Below are 14727 nucleotides of genomic sequence, written 5' to 3'. Positions count from 1 at the left end.
GTCTGGTCAAGATACATGGTTAACAGGTGTTAACAGACATGGTTAACACTTCTGTATGCCGTGGATGGAGACCGATAAGATAACCCAAAGAAGAGATTTCGTCTTCCTGGCATCGAAGCCTGGAGCGAACAAACGCGAGCTGATCCGCCGTTTCGGCATAAGCCCGCCGACTGCCTACAAGTGGCTGGAGCGCTACCGCAAGGAAGGCTTGCCTGGTCTGGAGGACCGCTCGCGTCGGCCGGCGGGGCAGCCCAACAAGAGCTGCCCCGAGGTGGAGAGGAAGGTCTTGGAGCTTCGCCGCAAGCACGACTGCTGGGGAGCGCGCAAGCTGCGCCGCCTGCTGCAAAACGCCGGGGAAAAGGAGCTTCCCTCGGCGACCACCGTGCACAACATCATCCGCCGCGCCGGCTTGCTCGGCCAAGGCTCTCGCCCGTGCGTGGCGCCCAGGAGCTTCGAGCGTTCGCAGCCCAACGAGCTTTGGCAGATGGACTTCAAGGGGCACTTCGAGATGGCCGGGTCGAAGCGCTGCCACCCGCTCACCGCCTGCGACGACCACTCCCGCTTCAACCTCATCCTCAAGGCCTGCGAGGACGAGAGGACCTCCACGGTGCAGGAATGCCTGCTGTCATGCTTCGGCAAGTACGGGCTGCCTTGGGCCATCCTCTGCGACAACGGTTCGCCCTGGGGGCGGGGGTTCGGGGCGGCCAGCGAGCTGGAGGCCTGGCTGCTGCGCCTGGGGGTGGAGACGATCCACGGCCGCCCCCTGCACCCCCAGACGCAAGGCAAGGAGGAACGCTTCCACCAGACCCTCAAGCACGAGCTGCTGGGCAGGACCACGCTGTGGCGCGACCTCGAGCATTGCGACCGGGAGTTCGCCCGGTTTCGCGAGACCTACAACCACGTCCGCCCGCACCGCTCGCTCGATCTCGACTGCCCCGCCGACCGCTACCGCGCCTCGGAGCGAGCCTTGCCCGCGACCATACCCCACTGCCTGAGCTTCTACGGCGAGGCCGAGCAGGTGCGCAAGGTGAAGAGCAAAGGCGACCTGATGTTCAAGGGACGCAGCTTCTTCATCGGAAGGGCCTTCATCGGGGAAAGCGTGGCGATAAACCAGTTCGACGATCTTCGCTGGGAAGTTTTCTACTGCTGGAAAAGCTTGGGGATGATCGACCTGAGCCGCGCGACCAAGCCTAGAAACAACTACAACGCGCTTCTTGCTCCCCCTGGACGCCTAGGCGTCCAGGGGGAGCAAGAAGCCCACCTGAAAAGCGTTAACCATGTACCTTAACATGTGTTAACTATGTCCTTGCGCTAAACAGCGAGCGGCAGCCCTACAAATACGAAAAAGGCCCGACGCGGGAGCGTCGGGCCTTGGAAAGGTTTCGCGTAGTGAAACGGCGACTACGGACTAGATGCCGTAGCGAGCGTTTTCGCCGAGCTGCTCTTCGATGCGGAGGAGCTGGTTGTACTTGGCGATACGGTCGGAGCGGCTGAGCGAACCTGTCTTGATCTGGCCGGAGTTTGTGGCAACGGCGAGGTCGGCGATGGTCGCGTCTTCCGTTTCACCGGAACGGTGGGAAGTAACGGAAGTGTAGCCGGCGCGGTGAGCCATCTCGATGGCGTCGAGGGTCTCGGTGAGGGTACCGATTTGGTTGACCTTGATGAGGATGGAGTTGCCGGCGCCGAGCTTGATGCCCTTGGAGAGATAGTCGACGTTGGTTACGAAAAGGTCGTCACCCACGAGCTGTACGGAGTCGCCGATGAGCTTGGTTACGGCTACCCAGCCATCCCAGTCGTTTTCGTCCATGCCGTCTTCGATGGAGTCGATCGGGTACTTGTCGCAGAGTTCCTTGAGGTATGCTGCTTGCTCGTCGGAGTTGCGTTTGGCAGCTCCTTCGCCTTCGAACTTGGTGTAGTCGTAGAGGCCGTCCTTGAAGAACTCGGAAGAAGCGCAGTCGAGGGCGATGGATACGTCGCCGCCGTCTTCCTTGCGACCTGGCTTGTAGCCGGCGTCCTTGATGGCTTGGAGGATGGAGTCGAGGGCGTCTTCGGTGCCGTCGAGGGTAGGGGCGAAACCGCCTTCGTCACCCACTGCCGTGGATAGCCCGCGCTTCTTGAAGATTGCCTTGAGGGCGTGGAAAACTTCAGCGCCCATGCGGAGGCCTTCCTTGAAGGAAGGAGCGCCCACGGGACGGATCATGAATTCCTGGAAGGCGATAGGAGCGTCGGAGTGGGAACCGCCGTTGATGATGTTCATCATCGGAACGGGCAGGGTCTTGGCGTTTGGTCCGCCGATGTACTGGTAAAGTTCGAGTCCGGAAGCTTGAGCAGCGGCCTTGGCGACTGCGAGGGACACGCCGAGGATGGCGTTGGCTCCGAGCTTGCTCTTAGTCTTGGTGCCGTCGAGCTCGAGCATGGCCTTGTCGATGGCGACCTGGTCGCAAGCGTCCATGCCTTCGATTTCTGGAAGGATGAGCTCGTGGATGTTGTCAACGGCCTTGCTGACGCCCTTGCCGAGGTAGCGACCCTTGTCTCCGTCGCGGAGCTCGAGTGCTTCGTGCTCGCCGGTGCTGGCTCCCGATGGTACGGCTGCGCGGCCGATGATTCCAGAAGCGAGTATTACGTCGACTTCGACTGTTGGGTTGCCGCGTGAGTCGAGGATCTCGCGTGCGTTGATGTCTATGATATCAGTCGTCATTTTCTTTTGTGATATTTAACGATTTTCCGCGGGTAGGTCCCGACGAAGGGCTGGAACTTATGACCGGGCTTCGGGGAAATGCAAGGCTGGGGAACGCAACAATCGCGTGTGTCGGAGATTTTGCATTTTCGGGGTTTGAAAGCGGGCTTTGGGGGAGCTAGTTCGATAAGCCATGAAGATTGCAATCATTAGTGGAACCAGCATTGAACGGGCGGATACCTTTGCGGGCTGGCGAGAGCATCGGCTGGAGACGTTGCATGGGGAGATACTCGTAAAGGAGCAGGGCAATCTGGTGGCTATGAACCGCCACGGCTTCGAGCATGCCCTGCCGCCGCACGCGATCAACTATCGGGCCAACGTCGAGGCTCTTTGCCAGTTGGGGGTGACGTCTGTGGTTACGCTGAGCTCGGTGGGCTCGGTGCGGGAGGAGATTCCGCCGGGAAGTCTCGTTTCGTGCGAGGACTACATGAGTTTCGCGCCGAAGACCTTTGTTGACGACCGGATGAGCGCTTTCGCTCCAGTCATCGGCAATCCTCATCTGGATGGGATTGCCGCCTGCACGGAATTGCCGATTGTTAGGGGCAAGGTCTACATGCAGACGCGGGGGCCTCGCTTCGAGACAAGAGCGGAGGTGCGGGCGATCCAAGTGCTGGGAGGCGATGTGGTAGGTATGACGTTCGCCAACGAGGCGGACCTGATTTTGGAGCGTGGACTGGAGCTGACGCCCTTTTGCATGGTCGACAACTTTGCCCACGGCGTCAGGTCCAGCGAACTCTCGATGGAGGCGTTCCAGGCCCTGGTTGCGAAAAACCAGGACACGATCAACCAATTCCTTGCGGACGTGGTGGACTATTTGAGCGATTGCTCTTAGGGTCTTCTTCCCTTGACTTCGAAGGATGGATGAGAGCGCTGGAGCCAAGGCTTGCGTGTTGGTCATGGTTGCGGAATTCCCCTCAGTCTTCGGTAAATTTGGGCTTTCGATTGTCGATAAAGAGGAGGTTCGAACCACTTTAGCTAAACTGTTACTTCCTAAGATCTTATGATGAGCGAATTTCTTCCTGCCAACGCCCTTAGCGAGTCTCGCACGACCCTTAGTCGCTTGCGCGACGCCATGCTCGTCCGGATCAAGGGAAAGGAAGACGTTATCGATCAAGCGCTTATTTGCTTAGCGGCCGGTGGGCACGTTTTGATCGAGGACTTGCCAGGGGTGGGTAAAACGACTTTGGCCTATTGCTTGGCGAAGGCCATGGATACCGAGTTCAAGCGCATCCAGTTCACCAGCGACATGTTGCCGACGGACGTGACGGGCGTCTCGATCTACGACGAGCGCGATCGCGAGTTCCACTTCAAGCCGGGACCCATCTTTTCCAATATCGTCTTGGCGGACGAAATCAACCGCGCCACGCCCAAGACACAGTCAAGCCTTTTGGAGGTGATGGACCACGGGAAGGTAACGGTTGACGGCAGCACCTACGAAGTGGGCAACCCCTTCATGGTGATCGCCACGCAAAATCCGGTCGACTACGAGGGCACATTTCCGCTGCCCGAGAGCCAGATGGACCGCTTTCTGATGCGTTTGCAGATGGGCTATCCCGACCCGGCGAGCGAGCTGCAGATCTTGGCCGACGGCAATCCCAGTTACGACGAGATGGTGGTGGAAGACGCGGTGGAACCGGCGGCGATCGAAGTCATGCAGGCCACCGTGAAGAAGGTATTTATCGAGCACTCCATCTTGGAGTACATGCTCAAGCTCATCACCGCGACCCGTACGGAAAGCGAATTCAAGGCCGGCATCAGCGTCCGCGGGGGGATCGCCCTCAAGGTGGCGTCGCAGGCCCGGGCGCTCTACCTCGGTCGCGATTTTGTGATTCCGGAGGACGTTTTGCAGGTGGCTCAATCCGTGATGGGGCATCGCCTCAACCTGCGCCGTCCTTCTTCGGACGCCTTGGAGGAGCGACGCATGGTGGAAGGAATCCTGGCACGTTTGCTCAACGCGATTCCGCAACCCAAGTAAGGAAGCGAGCCGATGGCAGCTCCGGTAGCAGAAGAGCGATTTGACTGGAAGGGCCCAGCGGTGGCGAACCGTCGGGGATCCCTGCTGCGAAAGTTGATCGAGCAAGTGGTCCCGCCCAAAGGGCACAAGGTGATTCCGACAGGTTCGGGCATGCTGCTCATCTTCATCGGCCTGACGATCGGCTTGGCGGCCTACAACACGGTTAACAACATCTTGTTTGCTGCCTTGGCCTTGTTGATCGCTGCCCTTATCATGAGCGGGGTGGTGTGCTGGGGAAATTTGCTTTGCGCGCGCTGGAGGCTGGAGACGAGTTCCACCTTTCGCGTTGGAGAAGAAGGGCAGGCCAAAGTCGTTTTAGAGAATGCGCGGCAGCGATTCCCCTTGTTTTGCGTTTCCTTCGGGCTGACCACGGAAGCGACCGACGAGAAGCGTCGCCTGTACATGAAGCAACGCTTGGATCCCGGAGAGGAGACGACGCTGGTCTGGCGTTTCAAGCCCGTTCGCCGCATGAAAACCAAGATCGTGATTGAGAACGCGGTTTCCAGTTTTCCCTTTGGCTTTCTCTCCAAGTTCCTTCCCGGTGAGTGCGAATCAGAAATCAGGGTATGGCCCAGGCGCATCTCTTACACGCGCTATCGAAACCCGGAGGTTTCGGGATTGCTGCAAGGAAAAAGCAGCAAGAAACAGGGCATTTCAGGAGAGTTGATTGGTTTGCGGCACTATGAAAAGGGCGATGCCCAGCGTTCCATCCATTGGAAGGTATCCGCGAAACAAGGACGGTTGATCGTGAAGCAGAACGCGACCGAAACGCAGTCGCTTCTGGATATTGTGGTGGATCCTGCTTCCTTTCTGTGGAAGGACGAGGAGTCCTTCGAAAAGATGTGTTCCTTTGCCTCGAGTTTAGCGGAAGACCTGTTCCTTGAGGGAAAGCTGGACTCATGCCTCATCGTAGGGGGACCCAGCCTTCGGATTCAACGAGTTGCGGACCTGGAAGGTTTTTTCGACGCCTTGTCGGAGCTGCAGCCAGGAGAGTTAGAGCATGGATACAAGGAGAGCGGAGGAATCAACCGAATCTGCTTCCAGCCAATAAAAGGCGGAAGCGTTGGTGCGTACGTGAATGAAATCCAAATCGGACAGGCATAGTCTAGAGGATCTTCTCGCTCTGAAATGGATGCTCGGCGCCTTGATGGGGCTGGTGTGTATCACGACGTTGTTCAACATAAGCGGCCACAACAAGATCCCTGCCATCATCGCCAGTTCGGTAGTGGCTCTGGCGCTGATCAAGCCCTCATGGATCGCCCGCGTGCCGCAAATCGTTTGGAAGGGATATGCTATAGCAATCGTGCCGCTCGTCTTGATCGACGTGCTTGCCAAAGATACGATCCCCGCTTTGCTTGACCTGAATACATGGCTGATTCTGTTTCGCTGCTTGAATCACAACAAGCGCCGCGAGGAAATGCAGCTAGCGCTCCTGTGCCTGTTCTTGATCATCATGACAGGTATCTTGACGGCGACGCTTGTATTTGGGTTGCAACTACTACTATTTTCTGCCTTAGCTATCTTCTACTTGTTGATCAATACCTCGATCGAGACGAAGGCGGAAGGCGACTACGAAATGCTGGAAGGCATGCGCAAAACGCATGAGATGAATTTTCTGCGAGCTTTGGGCTCCGTTCTCTCTACCCGGTTCTTGTTTCTTGGAACATCGATGTTTGCGTCGATGCTTTTTGTCGCAGCCATCGTTTTTATCGCAATTCCGCGAATCGACATCGAAGACAAGGTTAGCCTCTTCAAGATGAAGTCGAAGGAGTCCTTGTCTGGTTTCAGCGATAGCATCCAGTTGGGAGAGGTGACGGATATCAAGAACGACGACAGCGTAGCCTTGCGAGTGGATGTTCCAGCGGATGCCTCGGTGCCTTTGACTCCCTATTGGAGAATGTTGGCGTTGGATGAATACAAGAGCGGATCTTTCAAGCTTTCCGAAAGCTTAAGCGCCCTGCAGAAGAGTCCGCTCGCATCGCCTTACCATTCCGTCCGCTATTGGCCAGACCGGCGCATTGCCCAGACTCCTTCCACGCAAGACCGCGATCGTTGGACCTTCTTTCTAGAACCGGAGGTAAGTCGTTATCTTCCTATATTGGGAACGTTCAAACACATGACGGTAGCGAGCCTCACGGACATTGCGATCGATCCTCACATGCACTCGGTGGCCTTGAAGGAAACGAATTCCAAGATGGTTTCCTACCAGCTGGAAGCGGTCGATTTCTCTGGGTCTGTTCCGGATGTTCCAGCGAATTCGTATCCAAAGTTCCTGACAGATTCCTTTGTGGACGAACCTCAGCGGAGCCGGATCAAGTATCCGGAAACCTTGCTTTCTCTGCCTGAGGAACAGCCGGCGACTGCAATATTCAGGGCGGCGGCGAATGAAATTCTGGGAGGGGAGCGTCTACCTCCTCTGGATTTTGCTCGTAGGGCGGTCGGTTACCTTTGGAAGCAGCATAGCTATTCTATGTCGGTCACGCTCCCTCAGGTGCAGGAGATGGAGGACCCAGTTGCGCGTTGGTTTAGTTCGGACCTGCCGGGGCATTGCGAGTTCTTCGCGTCCTCTTTCGTTTTGACCGCCCGAGCGGCGGGCTATCCCGCTCGCGTGGTAGTGGGATTCAAAGGTGGTACATGGAATCCTTACGAAAAGTACTTTATGGTAAGAAACGCCGATGCTCACGCTTGGGCTGAGATTTACGATGGAGTTGGACGGTGGATACGGGTTGACCCAACTCCTGGTTCGGAGACTCCGGCCATCAACCCGATGACGGAACTCGTAAGCCAACGCTATGGCGAGGCGGATTCCTCGGCCTTCCTGGACAGCCTGCGCCTGCTCTGGTATCGCCGGATCGTCAATTTCGACGAAGCGGCTCAGAAGGAAGCGGCGATTCAGTTGAAGGACTTTTTCCTCGCTTATGTTTCTGTGGCGGAGCGTTGGGCCAAAAATACGGGTGACTACATGTACTTTTGGGTGACTTCGCCTTGGGGATTCTGGCGAATCCTATATATGGTCTTCCTAGGCATCATCCTGGCGGCTGCCTTCATGATTCAGCGCAACATGACGCTTAACGTCAGGGAGTTGGTGTTGGCTCCGTTTAGGCGAGGAGATCCGATTCGCCGCAAGGCAAGCAAGTTGCTCGTTCGTATTTCGGAGCGGGACTATCGGGACACTGAACGATTCTCTAGAGTGATTGCCGATTTGCAGCGCCTGCGCTTTGGGGCGAAGGAAAGTTGGCCAAACGCCCGCCTTGTATTCAGGGAAGCGCGACGCTTGCGGTAGGAGGAGGCGTGAGGGCGTCGGGGTGCTTCTCAACGTATGCCTTGAGCATCGCGTGAGCGATGGGAGCGGCGTGGACGCCACCGAAGAAGTCCACATTTAGCTCTTGTCCTTCGATGATGACGGCGAGCGAAACCTGTGGGTTTTCGACCGGGGCAAAGGCCACGATCCAGGCGAGTTCGATCTTGCCTCCGTCCTTGGCGACCTCTGCGGTGCCTGTTTTGGCGGCGATGGAGAGGCCGTCTACGCGGATTCGCTTGCTGCTTCCCATTTGGGCGGAGGCGATCATCCCGTCCACCAAGATCTGGTGTTGTTCCGCAGTGAGCCCAGTCGGCTTAGGCGGTGGGCGCTGAGCAACCTGTTGGGGGCTGAGCCGCAAAATGCTGGGTTTGGTTACGATCTCGTTGCGACCAACGCTGGCGGCGAAGACTGCCATTTGCAGAGGGGTGACGCGAGTGAAGCCTTGTCCGATGGCAAGGTTGGTGTCGTCGCCGGCGTACCAACCTTGGCCGGTGATTTTTCGTTTGTACTCTTTCGTGCCGACTCGCATCGAGCTCGTTTCGTGAGGCAAGTCGATGCCGGTGCGATTGGAAAGTCCCCAATAAGTGGCTTCGTTGCTGATGATATCGACGCCCGTGTCGAGTCCGGTGAGGTAGAAGTAGACGTTGCAACTGTCACGCACTGCCTCCCAAAGGATTTCCTCTTGGTGTCCAGAGCGTTTCCAGCAGCGTTGCACAGCTCCGCTTGAGAAGCGATAATAGCCAGGGCAATAGTGTTCGGTTTCTGCGGTTATGATGTTCGCCTTCAGTGCTGCTGCGGAAGTGAGTAGCTTGAATGGCGAGCCCGGAGGGTAGACGCCTTGGATGGCACGGTTCTGCAGGCCGCTGTTTTCCTTCATCTTCTCATAAGTTGCGGTGCTGATGAAGGGGGTGGTGTCGTTGAGGTCGTAGTCGGGTTTGCTGACCATGGCCAAGACTTCTAGCGTATTGGCGTCGAGCATCACCGCGGCTCCGATGTTTTCTTTCTCTTCGTTGTCGCTCGAATCGGTGTATTTGAAGGCCTCCTCGGCAGCGTTTTGGATGTCGATGTCCAAGGAAAGTTGGATGTCGTTGCCTTTGGTCGGGTAGCGACGCTCTTGGCTCTCCACCTGGAAGCCGTAGGGGTCGACCACCCAAATCTCCATGCCCATTTCGCCTTGCAAGACGTCGTCAAATTGCTTTTCCACGCCGGAACGTCCGAAAGTTCCTTTTTCCGCAAAGGTGGTCAGGTCCTCGCCGGGAAGGCCTTCGTCAGGCGTCAGGACGGTAGAGGAAACATATCCAAGCGTATGGGACGCAGTCGATTCGTACGGATAGTTTCGTTGGTTGGAAACGTAGACTTGGACAGGTGACTGGACGGGGAGAGATTCCAGAAGGACCGCGAACTCTTCGCGGGTTAGGTCGTCTATGATGGGAAAGGGAAGCAGCGGGTTGTAGTTGAGGTGGGTTGATACTTTTTCGACGTTTACCTTGTCGTCGCGTCCCAGCATGCGGTTTACGTCGTCCAGATAGGTCTGGATTACGTTGGCTCGAGCCTGCTTTTGCAGTCGGCCTGTTTTGTAGTCTTCGTGGCGTTCTCGATAGTCGCGCACGAGGATACGGTACTCGTTGCGGAAGGCTTTGCGCACGCCTGCGTCCGAGAGATAGACGACAGCGGAGAACTTCGGCTTGTTTCCGACCAACAGTCGACCCTCTCGATCGTAGATGTTGCCACGGGGAGCGGGGGTGACGATGCGGCGGTGGTTTTGCACTTTCACCCGCTCCGAGAATTCATCGGTCTCTATGAGCTGGCGATAGCCCACTCCGACAAGCAGCGTGGCGATCATAAGGCCGAGCAGGGCGTAGAAGAGCAGCAGGCGCCCCTGGTACTTCATCTTTTCCTCTGCTTTCATCGCGCTTCGCGTTGCTCCTCTGCTAGGTTGATTCCGAAAATGGATAGGACTCCGATTTGCGTATCGAAGAAAATCCGGTTGAGGGCTAGAATGACAAGCGTGCTGGCCAAAAGGTTCAGGGCGAGTGGTCCAAAATGAATCGCTTCGCCGCCAAGGTAGCGAATGGCTCCGAAAGTATAGGCTCCGAAGGACGCGAGATTGAGCAGAACGGACGTTGCCAAGGCCGATGCAGTGATCTCGCGGCGAACCCTCGAACGCAGTACGTGAGCGATCGTGAATAGGGTGATACTGGCAATAAAGGTGAAGCCGAAGGGCAGCGGCAGCTTGCTGTCGATCGTAAGGGTAACCGGAGCTATGGAAAGCAGGCCCTGCTTGTAGTTGAGTTCCAGCGCGCTGAAGGAGATTAGCATTCCCAAGGCAAAAACCTGGATACCGGATGATGAAAGGTAGTGATTCGCCTGGGACAGGAAAAACAGGGTGATGTAATGCCCTAGCGCAACCAGCAACCATCGGTTGTTCGAGAAGCTGATCATTGCTCTGGCGGGATTTGTATCATGACGGCGACTTCGGTGAGCGAGGCGAGCCGTTCGTCGAGCACGACCTCGCCGTCGTAGAACATTCCGCCGGCGCCTTGCTTGAGACGTCGAATTTCTCCGACCCGAATGCCGGCGGGATAGACGCCTCCCATTCCTGAAGTCACGAGGGTGGGAAGGTTTTCTGTATCCGCAATTTGGATGTCGACGGGAATGAACTCAGCAATACCGACGGGAGTGGCGAAGGTTTCGGCACCGCCACCTCGGTAGCTAAGAGGGCGATTGTCACCTTCGATGACGACGGCGAGCCGCAAGTGGTTGTTGCTGATGATGTCGACGGTCGAGGTGTAGGCGTGCACCTCGCTCACGCGGCCTACCACGCCACCGACGAAGACCACTGGAGCTCCGACGGGAATTCCGTAGTCTCGGCCTTTGCGAATGATGATGCGTTGCCACCAGGCATTGAAGTCACGCTCCACCACCCGAGCGATCTCGTACTGGTAATCAGGACGGGAAGGGAGTTGCAGCAGGTCTTCGAGGCGAGCGATCTCGTCCTTCAAGGTATTGTTTTCAAGCGCCGTCAGTTCGTAGGCGGCGTTGAGGCGCGCGAGACCTTGGCCGGCTTCGTAGAGCTCGTTCTTGGATTTCGTGCGAGCAGCCCAAAAGTCCTGCAGGTCGCGCACGTAGGAGCTGGTTAAGGAGACGGGGGCCTGAAACTCGTAGAAGCTCGTCTTTGCGAAAGACTTGAAGACGACGGGAAGCGTCAACCAAGCCATGGTTGCGACTCCAAGGACGATGAGGGGCTTGAATTGACCGAGTCGCTTTCTGTACAAGGCTCAATCCTTAGCTTTCGGGGAACCGAGTTATGGGATGGGTCGCTGCTGCCCTAGTCCTTGGCATTGCTGGTGACGTAAGGGAGCAAGTCGTTGAGTTCCGCGAGGACGGCGCCGGTTCCGTTGGCCACCGCGGAGAGCGGATCGTCGGCTATGGTGACGGGAAGGCCGGTACGATCGCAGAGCAAGCGGTCGATTCCGCGTAGCAAGGCGCCACCACCGGCGAGCACGAAACCGCGATCGACCAAGTCGGCGGAAAGCTCTGGAGGGCAGCGTTCCAGAGCGCTACGGACGGCCTCGACGATGGCGCTGACGGTGTCGGCCAAGGCTTCCCGGATTTCCTGGGAGGAAATCATGATGGTCTTAGGCAGACCTGCTACGGAGTCGCGGCCCTTGACCTCGATGGTCATTTCCTCGTCGAGAGTATTTGCGGAGCCGATACGTAGCTTGATCTCTTCACCGGTACGCTCACCGATGAGGAGGTTGTAGGCTCGCTTCATGTAGTTGATGATAGCGGCATCCAGCTCGTCGCCCCCGACGCGGATGCTCTTGGCGTAGACAACGCCGGCAAGGGAGATGATGGCGACTTCGGTGGTACCGCCGCCAATGTCCACGATCATGTTGGCGGCCGGCTCTTCGACGGGCAGGCCGACGCCGATGGCGGCAGCCATCGGTTCTTCGAGCAGCATCACTTCCCGAGCGCCAGCGTGGGTGGCGGATTCTTTCACGGCCCGCTTTTCCACTTCGGTGATACCCGATGGGATCGCGATGACGACGCGCGGGGGAATGATCTTAGCAGTCTGCACTTTCTTGATGAAGTAGCGCAGCATGGCTTCCGTGATATCGAAGTCGGCGATCACGCCGTCCTTCATGGGGCGGATGGCGGTTATGTTGCCCGGAGTACGGCCCAACATCTTTTTCGCTTCGTTACCAACGGCCAACACGCGACGGGTGGCGCTGTGGATCGCGACCACGCTCGGCTCCCGGAGAACGATACCTTTGTCTTTGGAGTAGACCAGGGTGTTCGCCGTTCCTAAGTCGATGCCGATGTCGTTGGAGAAGAGACCGAGAAGATTACGCCACATGGATAGCTAAGATGCTCAATAAAAGGACCTTTCGAAGCAAGTGTTTAAACGCGGCCCTAGGCAAATGCATTTTTGTCAGTTAAACCTTTTATTTGAGAGTGGATGGGGAGGACCTTGTAGAAGGTCAAGAGATCCAAGGGAGTAGGGAAAACTTGTTTTGCGGATCAAAAAAAAGCCAGTCGGCCCGAGGTCGACTGGCTTGAAAGCGTAGTTAAGATACGGAGACGATTTGGCGGCTCTACTTTTCGGCGGAAGATTTCTCCTTCTCGACGGTAGGCTTGGGAGCGCTCGACTTAGGCTCCTCTTCGATCGCGTTGCGAACCTCTTCCTCGATGTTGCTGGTGGCCTTCTTGAATTCCTTGATGGACTTGCCCACCCCGCGGGCGAGTTCGGGGAGCTTTTTTGCTCCGAAGAGCAGGATGAAGATCACGATGACGATCGTGATTTCGGGCCATCCCATGTTCATGAATCCGAGGACTGCGTTACTTGCTTGCATCTAGATGTGGTTGAATCGTTAGCGCTCGTCGGTGTAAAGCCAATTTCCGAGGCGAGCTGGTGGGGAAGCTGGCTACTTCTTTTCTTCCTTGCCGCCCTCTTCGGCTCCGGAAAGGAAGGTATTGGGGCCGTCGAACTGCTCGTTTTCGAAGAAGCCGTGCAGTTGGCGGATACGGGTTGGGTGGCGCATCTTGCGGAGGGCCTTGGCCTCGATCTGTCGAATACGCTCGCGAGTGACCTTGAACTGTTTTCCGACTTCTTCGAGGGTGCGGCTGTAGCCGTCGACCAGCCCGAAGCGCAGCGAAAGCACGCGGCGTTCGCGCTCGGTGAGCGAGTCAAGAACGTCGATGATCTTCTCGCGCAGCAGGCTGAAAGCGGTTTGATCGTAGGGGTTTTCCGCGGACTTATCCTCGATGAAGTCACCGAAGTTGGTGTCGTCGCCGTCGCCGACTGGGCTTTGCAAGCTGATGGGTTGCTGGGCCATCTTCATGATGGTCTGCACGCGTTCGACAGGCAGGGCCATTTCTTCCGCTACCTCTTCAGGAGTGGGCTCGTGGCCGTACTCTTGGAGGAGCTGCTTTTGCACCTGCATCACCTTGTTCAAGGTTTCGATCATGTGGACCGGGATGCGGATGGTGCGGGCTTGGTCCGCGATGGAGCGGGTGATCGCTTGGCGGATCCACCAAGTCGCGTAGGTGGAGAACTTGTAGCCGCGGCGGTACTCGAACTTTTCCACCGCCTTCATCAGGCCCATGTTTCCTTCTTGGATTAGGTCGAGGAAGGAGAGGCCGCGGTTGGTGTATTTCTTGGCGATCGAGATCACAAGGCGCAGGTTGGCTTCGACCATCTCGGTCTTGGCCTTGTGGGCTGCCTTGAGGTGCTTGCGCACGTTGGCGATGAGGTCGACCAGCTTGTCCGGCTCGAGGCGGTAGGTGTTGTGGTAGGCCTCTAGCTCCTCGAGCAAGGGCTCGGTCTTGATGAGGGTATCCGCGGTCGTCTTCGGCTTCTTGGCTCGTTCGAGCTTGCGGTAGATCGCGTTGATGCGGCTGAGGTCCTTGCTGATGGTTTCGTCGATGTACTCTTCGAAAACCTTTAGCTTAAAGAAAAACTTCGGGAAGAAGGCCCGCAAGGTGTTCTCCTGCTTGCGGAAGCGGGAGCGGATTTTCTTCTTTTGCTCGGGATCGCTTTCTTCCTGGAGCTCTTCCCAGCTCGCCATCATGCGGCTGTAGGTCTTCTGGCTCTTTTCGACGTGGACGGGGAGGTCGTTGAAGAAGGTTTCGCGGTTCTCGATCTTTTTGTCGATAACGATGCGGTCGAAGCGTTCCTCGCGATTGAGCAGCTTTTCCGCGAGGTCGATGGTGAACTCGGCCATCATGGCGACGGAAAAGAGTTCTTCCTGCGCCTTTTGCTCGGCGTTTTCGATACGCTTGGAAATTTCGACTTCCTGTTCGCGTGTCAGCAGCGGAACCTGGCCCATCTGCTTGAGGTACATGCGAACGGGGTCGTCCAGGATATCGTGCTGGCTGGTCTTGGTCTGTTCTTCTTCGGCCTCCTCTTGCTTGGCCTTGAAGTTGTCCACCTCCTCCGGATCGAGAATGTCGATCTCTAGGTTTTGCAGGATGGAGATTACGTTGTCGATGTCGTCCTGACTATCGACCCCCTCGGGGAGAGCTTCGTTGATGTCGCCGTGCGTGAGGTAGCCCTGTTCCTTGGACTGGCGGATCAGGTAGCGGATGCGCTCGTTGACCTGATGCTTGCTAAGGCTAGGCTTCTTCTCTTCTTCGCTTTTCTTCTTGCGTGGCATGTTCTGAGTCTGGTGC

At 57.0% G+C, this 14727-nt stretch carries 12 protein-coding genes; 5 read left to right on the top strand and 7 right to left on the bottom strand.

Going from position 1 to position 14727, the window contains the following annotated elements; all coding sequences use genetic code 11:
• Positions 1-55 precede the first annotated feature (55 nt).
• Positions 56-1288 (top strand): IS481 family transposase, encoded by a 1233-nt coding sequence (locus tag IEN85_RS22525; RefSeq protein WP_191617113.1) that lies wholly within the window; start codon positions 56-58, stop codon positions 1286-1288.
• Positions 1289-1408: 120 nt separating this feature from the next.
• On the opposite strand, the gene eno is transcribed toward IEN85_RS22525, so the two are convergent.
• Entirely contained in the window at positions 1409-2698 is a 1290-nt protein-coding gene (eno, locus tag IEN85_RS22520) for a phosphopyruvate hydratase (RefSeq protein WP_191619371.1), read from the bottom strand.
• Positions 2699-2870: 172 nt separating this feature from the next.
• Between eno and IEN85_RS22515 the strand changes: the two genes are divergently transcribed.
• The 4 genes from IEN85_RS22515 to IEN85_RS22500 all read left to right on the top strand — a co-directional run bounded on the left by IEN85_RS22515 (position 2871) and on the right by IEN85_RS22500 (position 8034).
• Positions 2871-3569 carry an MTAP family purine nucleoside phosphorylase gene (locus IEN85_RS22515; protein ID WP_191619370.1) on the top strand — a complete coding sequence of 233 codons (699 nt, stop codon included), beginning with the start codon at positions 2871-2873 and terminating at the stop codon, positions 3567-3569.
• Between the two features lie 168 nt (positions 3570-3737).
• Positions 3738-4712, top strand: coding sequence for an AAA family ATPase (locus IEN85_RS22510; RefSeq protein WP_191619369.1), 975 nt, complete (start codon positions 3738-3740; stop codon positions 4710-4712).
• Between the two features lie 12 nt (positions 4713-4724).
• Positions 4725-5855: a DUF58 domain-containing protein gene (locus tag IEN85_RS22505; RefSeq protein WP_191619368.1), complete on the top strand. Its 1131-nt coding sequence runs from the start codon at positions 4725-4727 to the stop codon at positions 5853-5855.
• Positions 5830-8034 (top strand): transglutaminase TgpA family protein, encoded by a 2205-nt coding sequence (locus tag IEN85_RS22500; RefSeq protein WP_191619367.1) that lies wholly within the window; start codon positions 5830-5832, stop codon positions 8032-8034. Before IEN85_RS22505 ends, IEN85_RS22500 begins: the two co-directional genes overlap by 26 nt.
• On the opposite strand, the gene IEN85_RS22495 is transcribed toward IEN85_RS22500, so the two are convergent.
• The 6 genes from IEN85_RS22495 to rpoD all read right to left on the bottom strand — a co-directional run bounded on the left by IEN85_RS22495 (position 8009) and on the right by rpoD (position 14711).
• Positions 8009-9961, bottom strand: a complete 1953-nt coding sequence (locus tag IEN85_RS22495; protein ID WP_191619366.1) for a penicillin-binding transpeptidase domain-containing protein — start codon at positions 9959-9961, stop codon at positions 8009-8011. The two genes, IEN85_RS22500 and IEN85_RS22495, sit on opposite strands and share 26 nt — an antisense overlap.
• Positions 9958-10494: a hypothetical protein gene (locus IEN85_RS22490; protein ID WP_191619365.1), complete on the bottom strand. Its 537-nt coding sequence runs from the start codon at positions 10492-10494 to the stop codon at positions 9958-9960. The genes IEN85_RS22495 and IEN85_RS22490 overlap by 4 nt, the downstream gene beginning before the upstream one ends.
• Positions 10491-11327 (bottom strand): rod shape-determining protein MreC, encoded by an 837-nt coding sequence (gene mreC, locus IEN85_RS22485; protein WP_191619364.1) that lies wholly within the window; start codon positions 11325-11327, stop codon positions 10491-10493. Before mreC ends, IEN85_RS22490 begins: the two co-directional genes overlap by 4 nt.
• 53 nt (positions 11328-11380) lie before the next feature.
• Positions 11381-12412 (bottom strand): rod shape-determining protein, encoded by a 1032-nt coding sequence (locus tag IEN85_RS22480; protein WP_191619363.1) that lies wholly within the window; start codon positions 12410-12412, stop codon positions 11381-11383.
• A gap of 238 nt (positions 12413-12650) precedes the next feature.
• Entirely contained in the window at positions 12651-12908 is a 258-nt protein-coding gene (locus IEN85_RS22475; protein WP_191619362.1) for a Sec-independent protein translocase subunit TatA/TatB, read from the bottom strand.
• A 72-nt stretch (positions 12909-12980) separates the two neighbouring features.
• Positions 12981-14711, bottom strand: a complete 1731-nt coding sequence (rpoD, locus tag IEN85_RS24840; RefSeq protein WP_191619361.1) for an RNA polymerase sigma factor RpoD — start codon at positions 14709-14711, stop codon at positions 12981-12983.
• Between the last annotated feature and the right edge of the window lie 16 nt (positions 14712-14727).

The organism is Pelagicoccus enzymogenes (genome assembly GCF_014803405.1).
Lineage (GTDB): Bacteria > Verrucomicrobiota > Verrucomicrobiia > Opitutales > Opitutaceae > Pelagicoccus > Pelagicoccus enzymogenes.
The sequence above is the reverse complement of the archived record's forward strand: the minus strand, read 5'-3'. Positions and strand labels throughout refer to the sequence as shown.

Coding starts and splice junctions, on each gene's coding strand:
- IEN85_RS22525 (WP_191617113.1), top strand. CDS start 56: ATGCCGTGGATGGAGACCGATAAGATAACCCAAAGAAGAGATTTCGTC.
- eno (WP_191619371.1), bottom strand. CDS start 2,698: ATGACGACTGATATCATAGACATCAACGCACGCGAGATCCTCGACTCA.
- IEN85_RS22515 (WP_191619370.1), top strand. CDS start 2,871: ATGAAGATTGCAATCATTAGTGGAACCAGCATTGAACGGGCGGATACC.
- IEN85_RS22510 (WP_191619369.1), top strand. CDS start 3,738: ATGATGAGCGAATTTCTTCCTGCCAACGCCCTTAGCGAGTCTCGCACG.
- IEN85_RS22505 (WP_191619368.1), top strand. CDS start 4,725: ATGGCAGCTCCGGTAGCAGAAGAGCGATTTGACTGGAAGGGCCCAGCG.
- IEN85_RS22500 (WP_191619367.1), top strand. CDS start 5,830: ATGAAATCCAAATCGGACAGGCATAGTCTAGAGGATCTTCTCGCTCTG.
- IEN85_RS22495 (WP_191619366.1), bottom strand. CDS start 9,961: ATGAAAGCAGAGGAAAAGATGAAGTACCAGGGGCGCCTGCTGCTCTTC.
- IEN85_RS22490 (WP_191619365.1), bottom strand. CDS start 10,494: ATGATCAGCTTCTCGAACAACCGATGGTTGCTGGTTGCGCTAGGGCAT.
- IEN85_RS22480 (WP_191619363.1), bottom strand. CDS start 12,412: ATGTGGCGTAATCTTCTCGGTCTCTTCTCCAACGACATCGGCATCGAC.
- IEN85_RS22475 (WP_191619362.1), bottom strand. CDS start 12,908: ATGCAAGCAAGTAACGCAGTCCTCGGATTCATGAACATGGGATGGCCC.
- rpoD (WP_191619361.1), bottom strand. CDS start 14,711: ATGCCACGCAAGAAGAAAAGCGAAGAAGAGAAGAAGCCTAGCCTTAGC.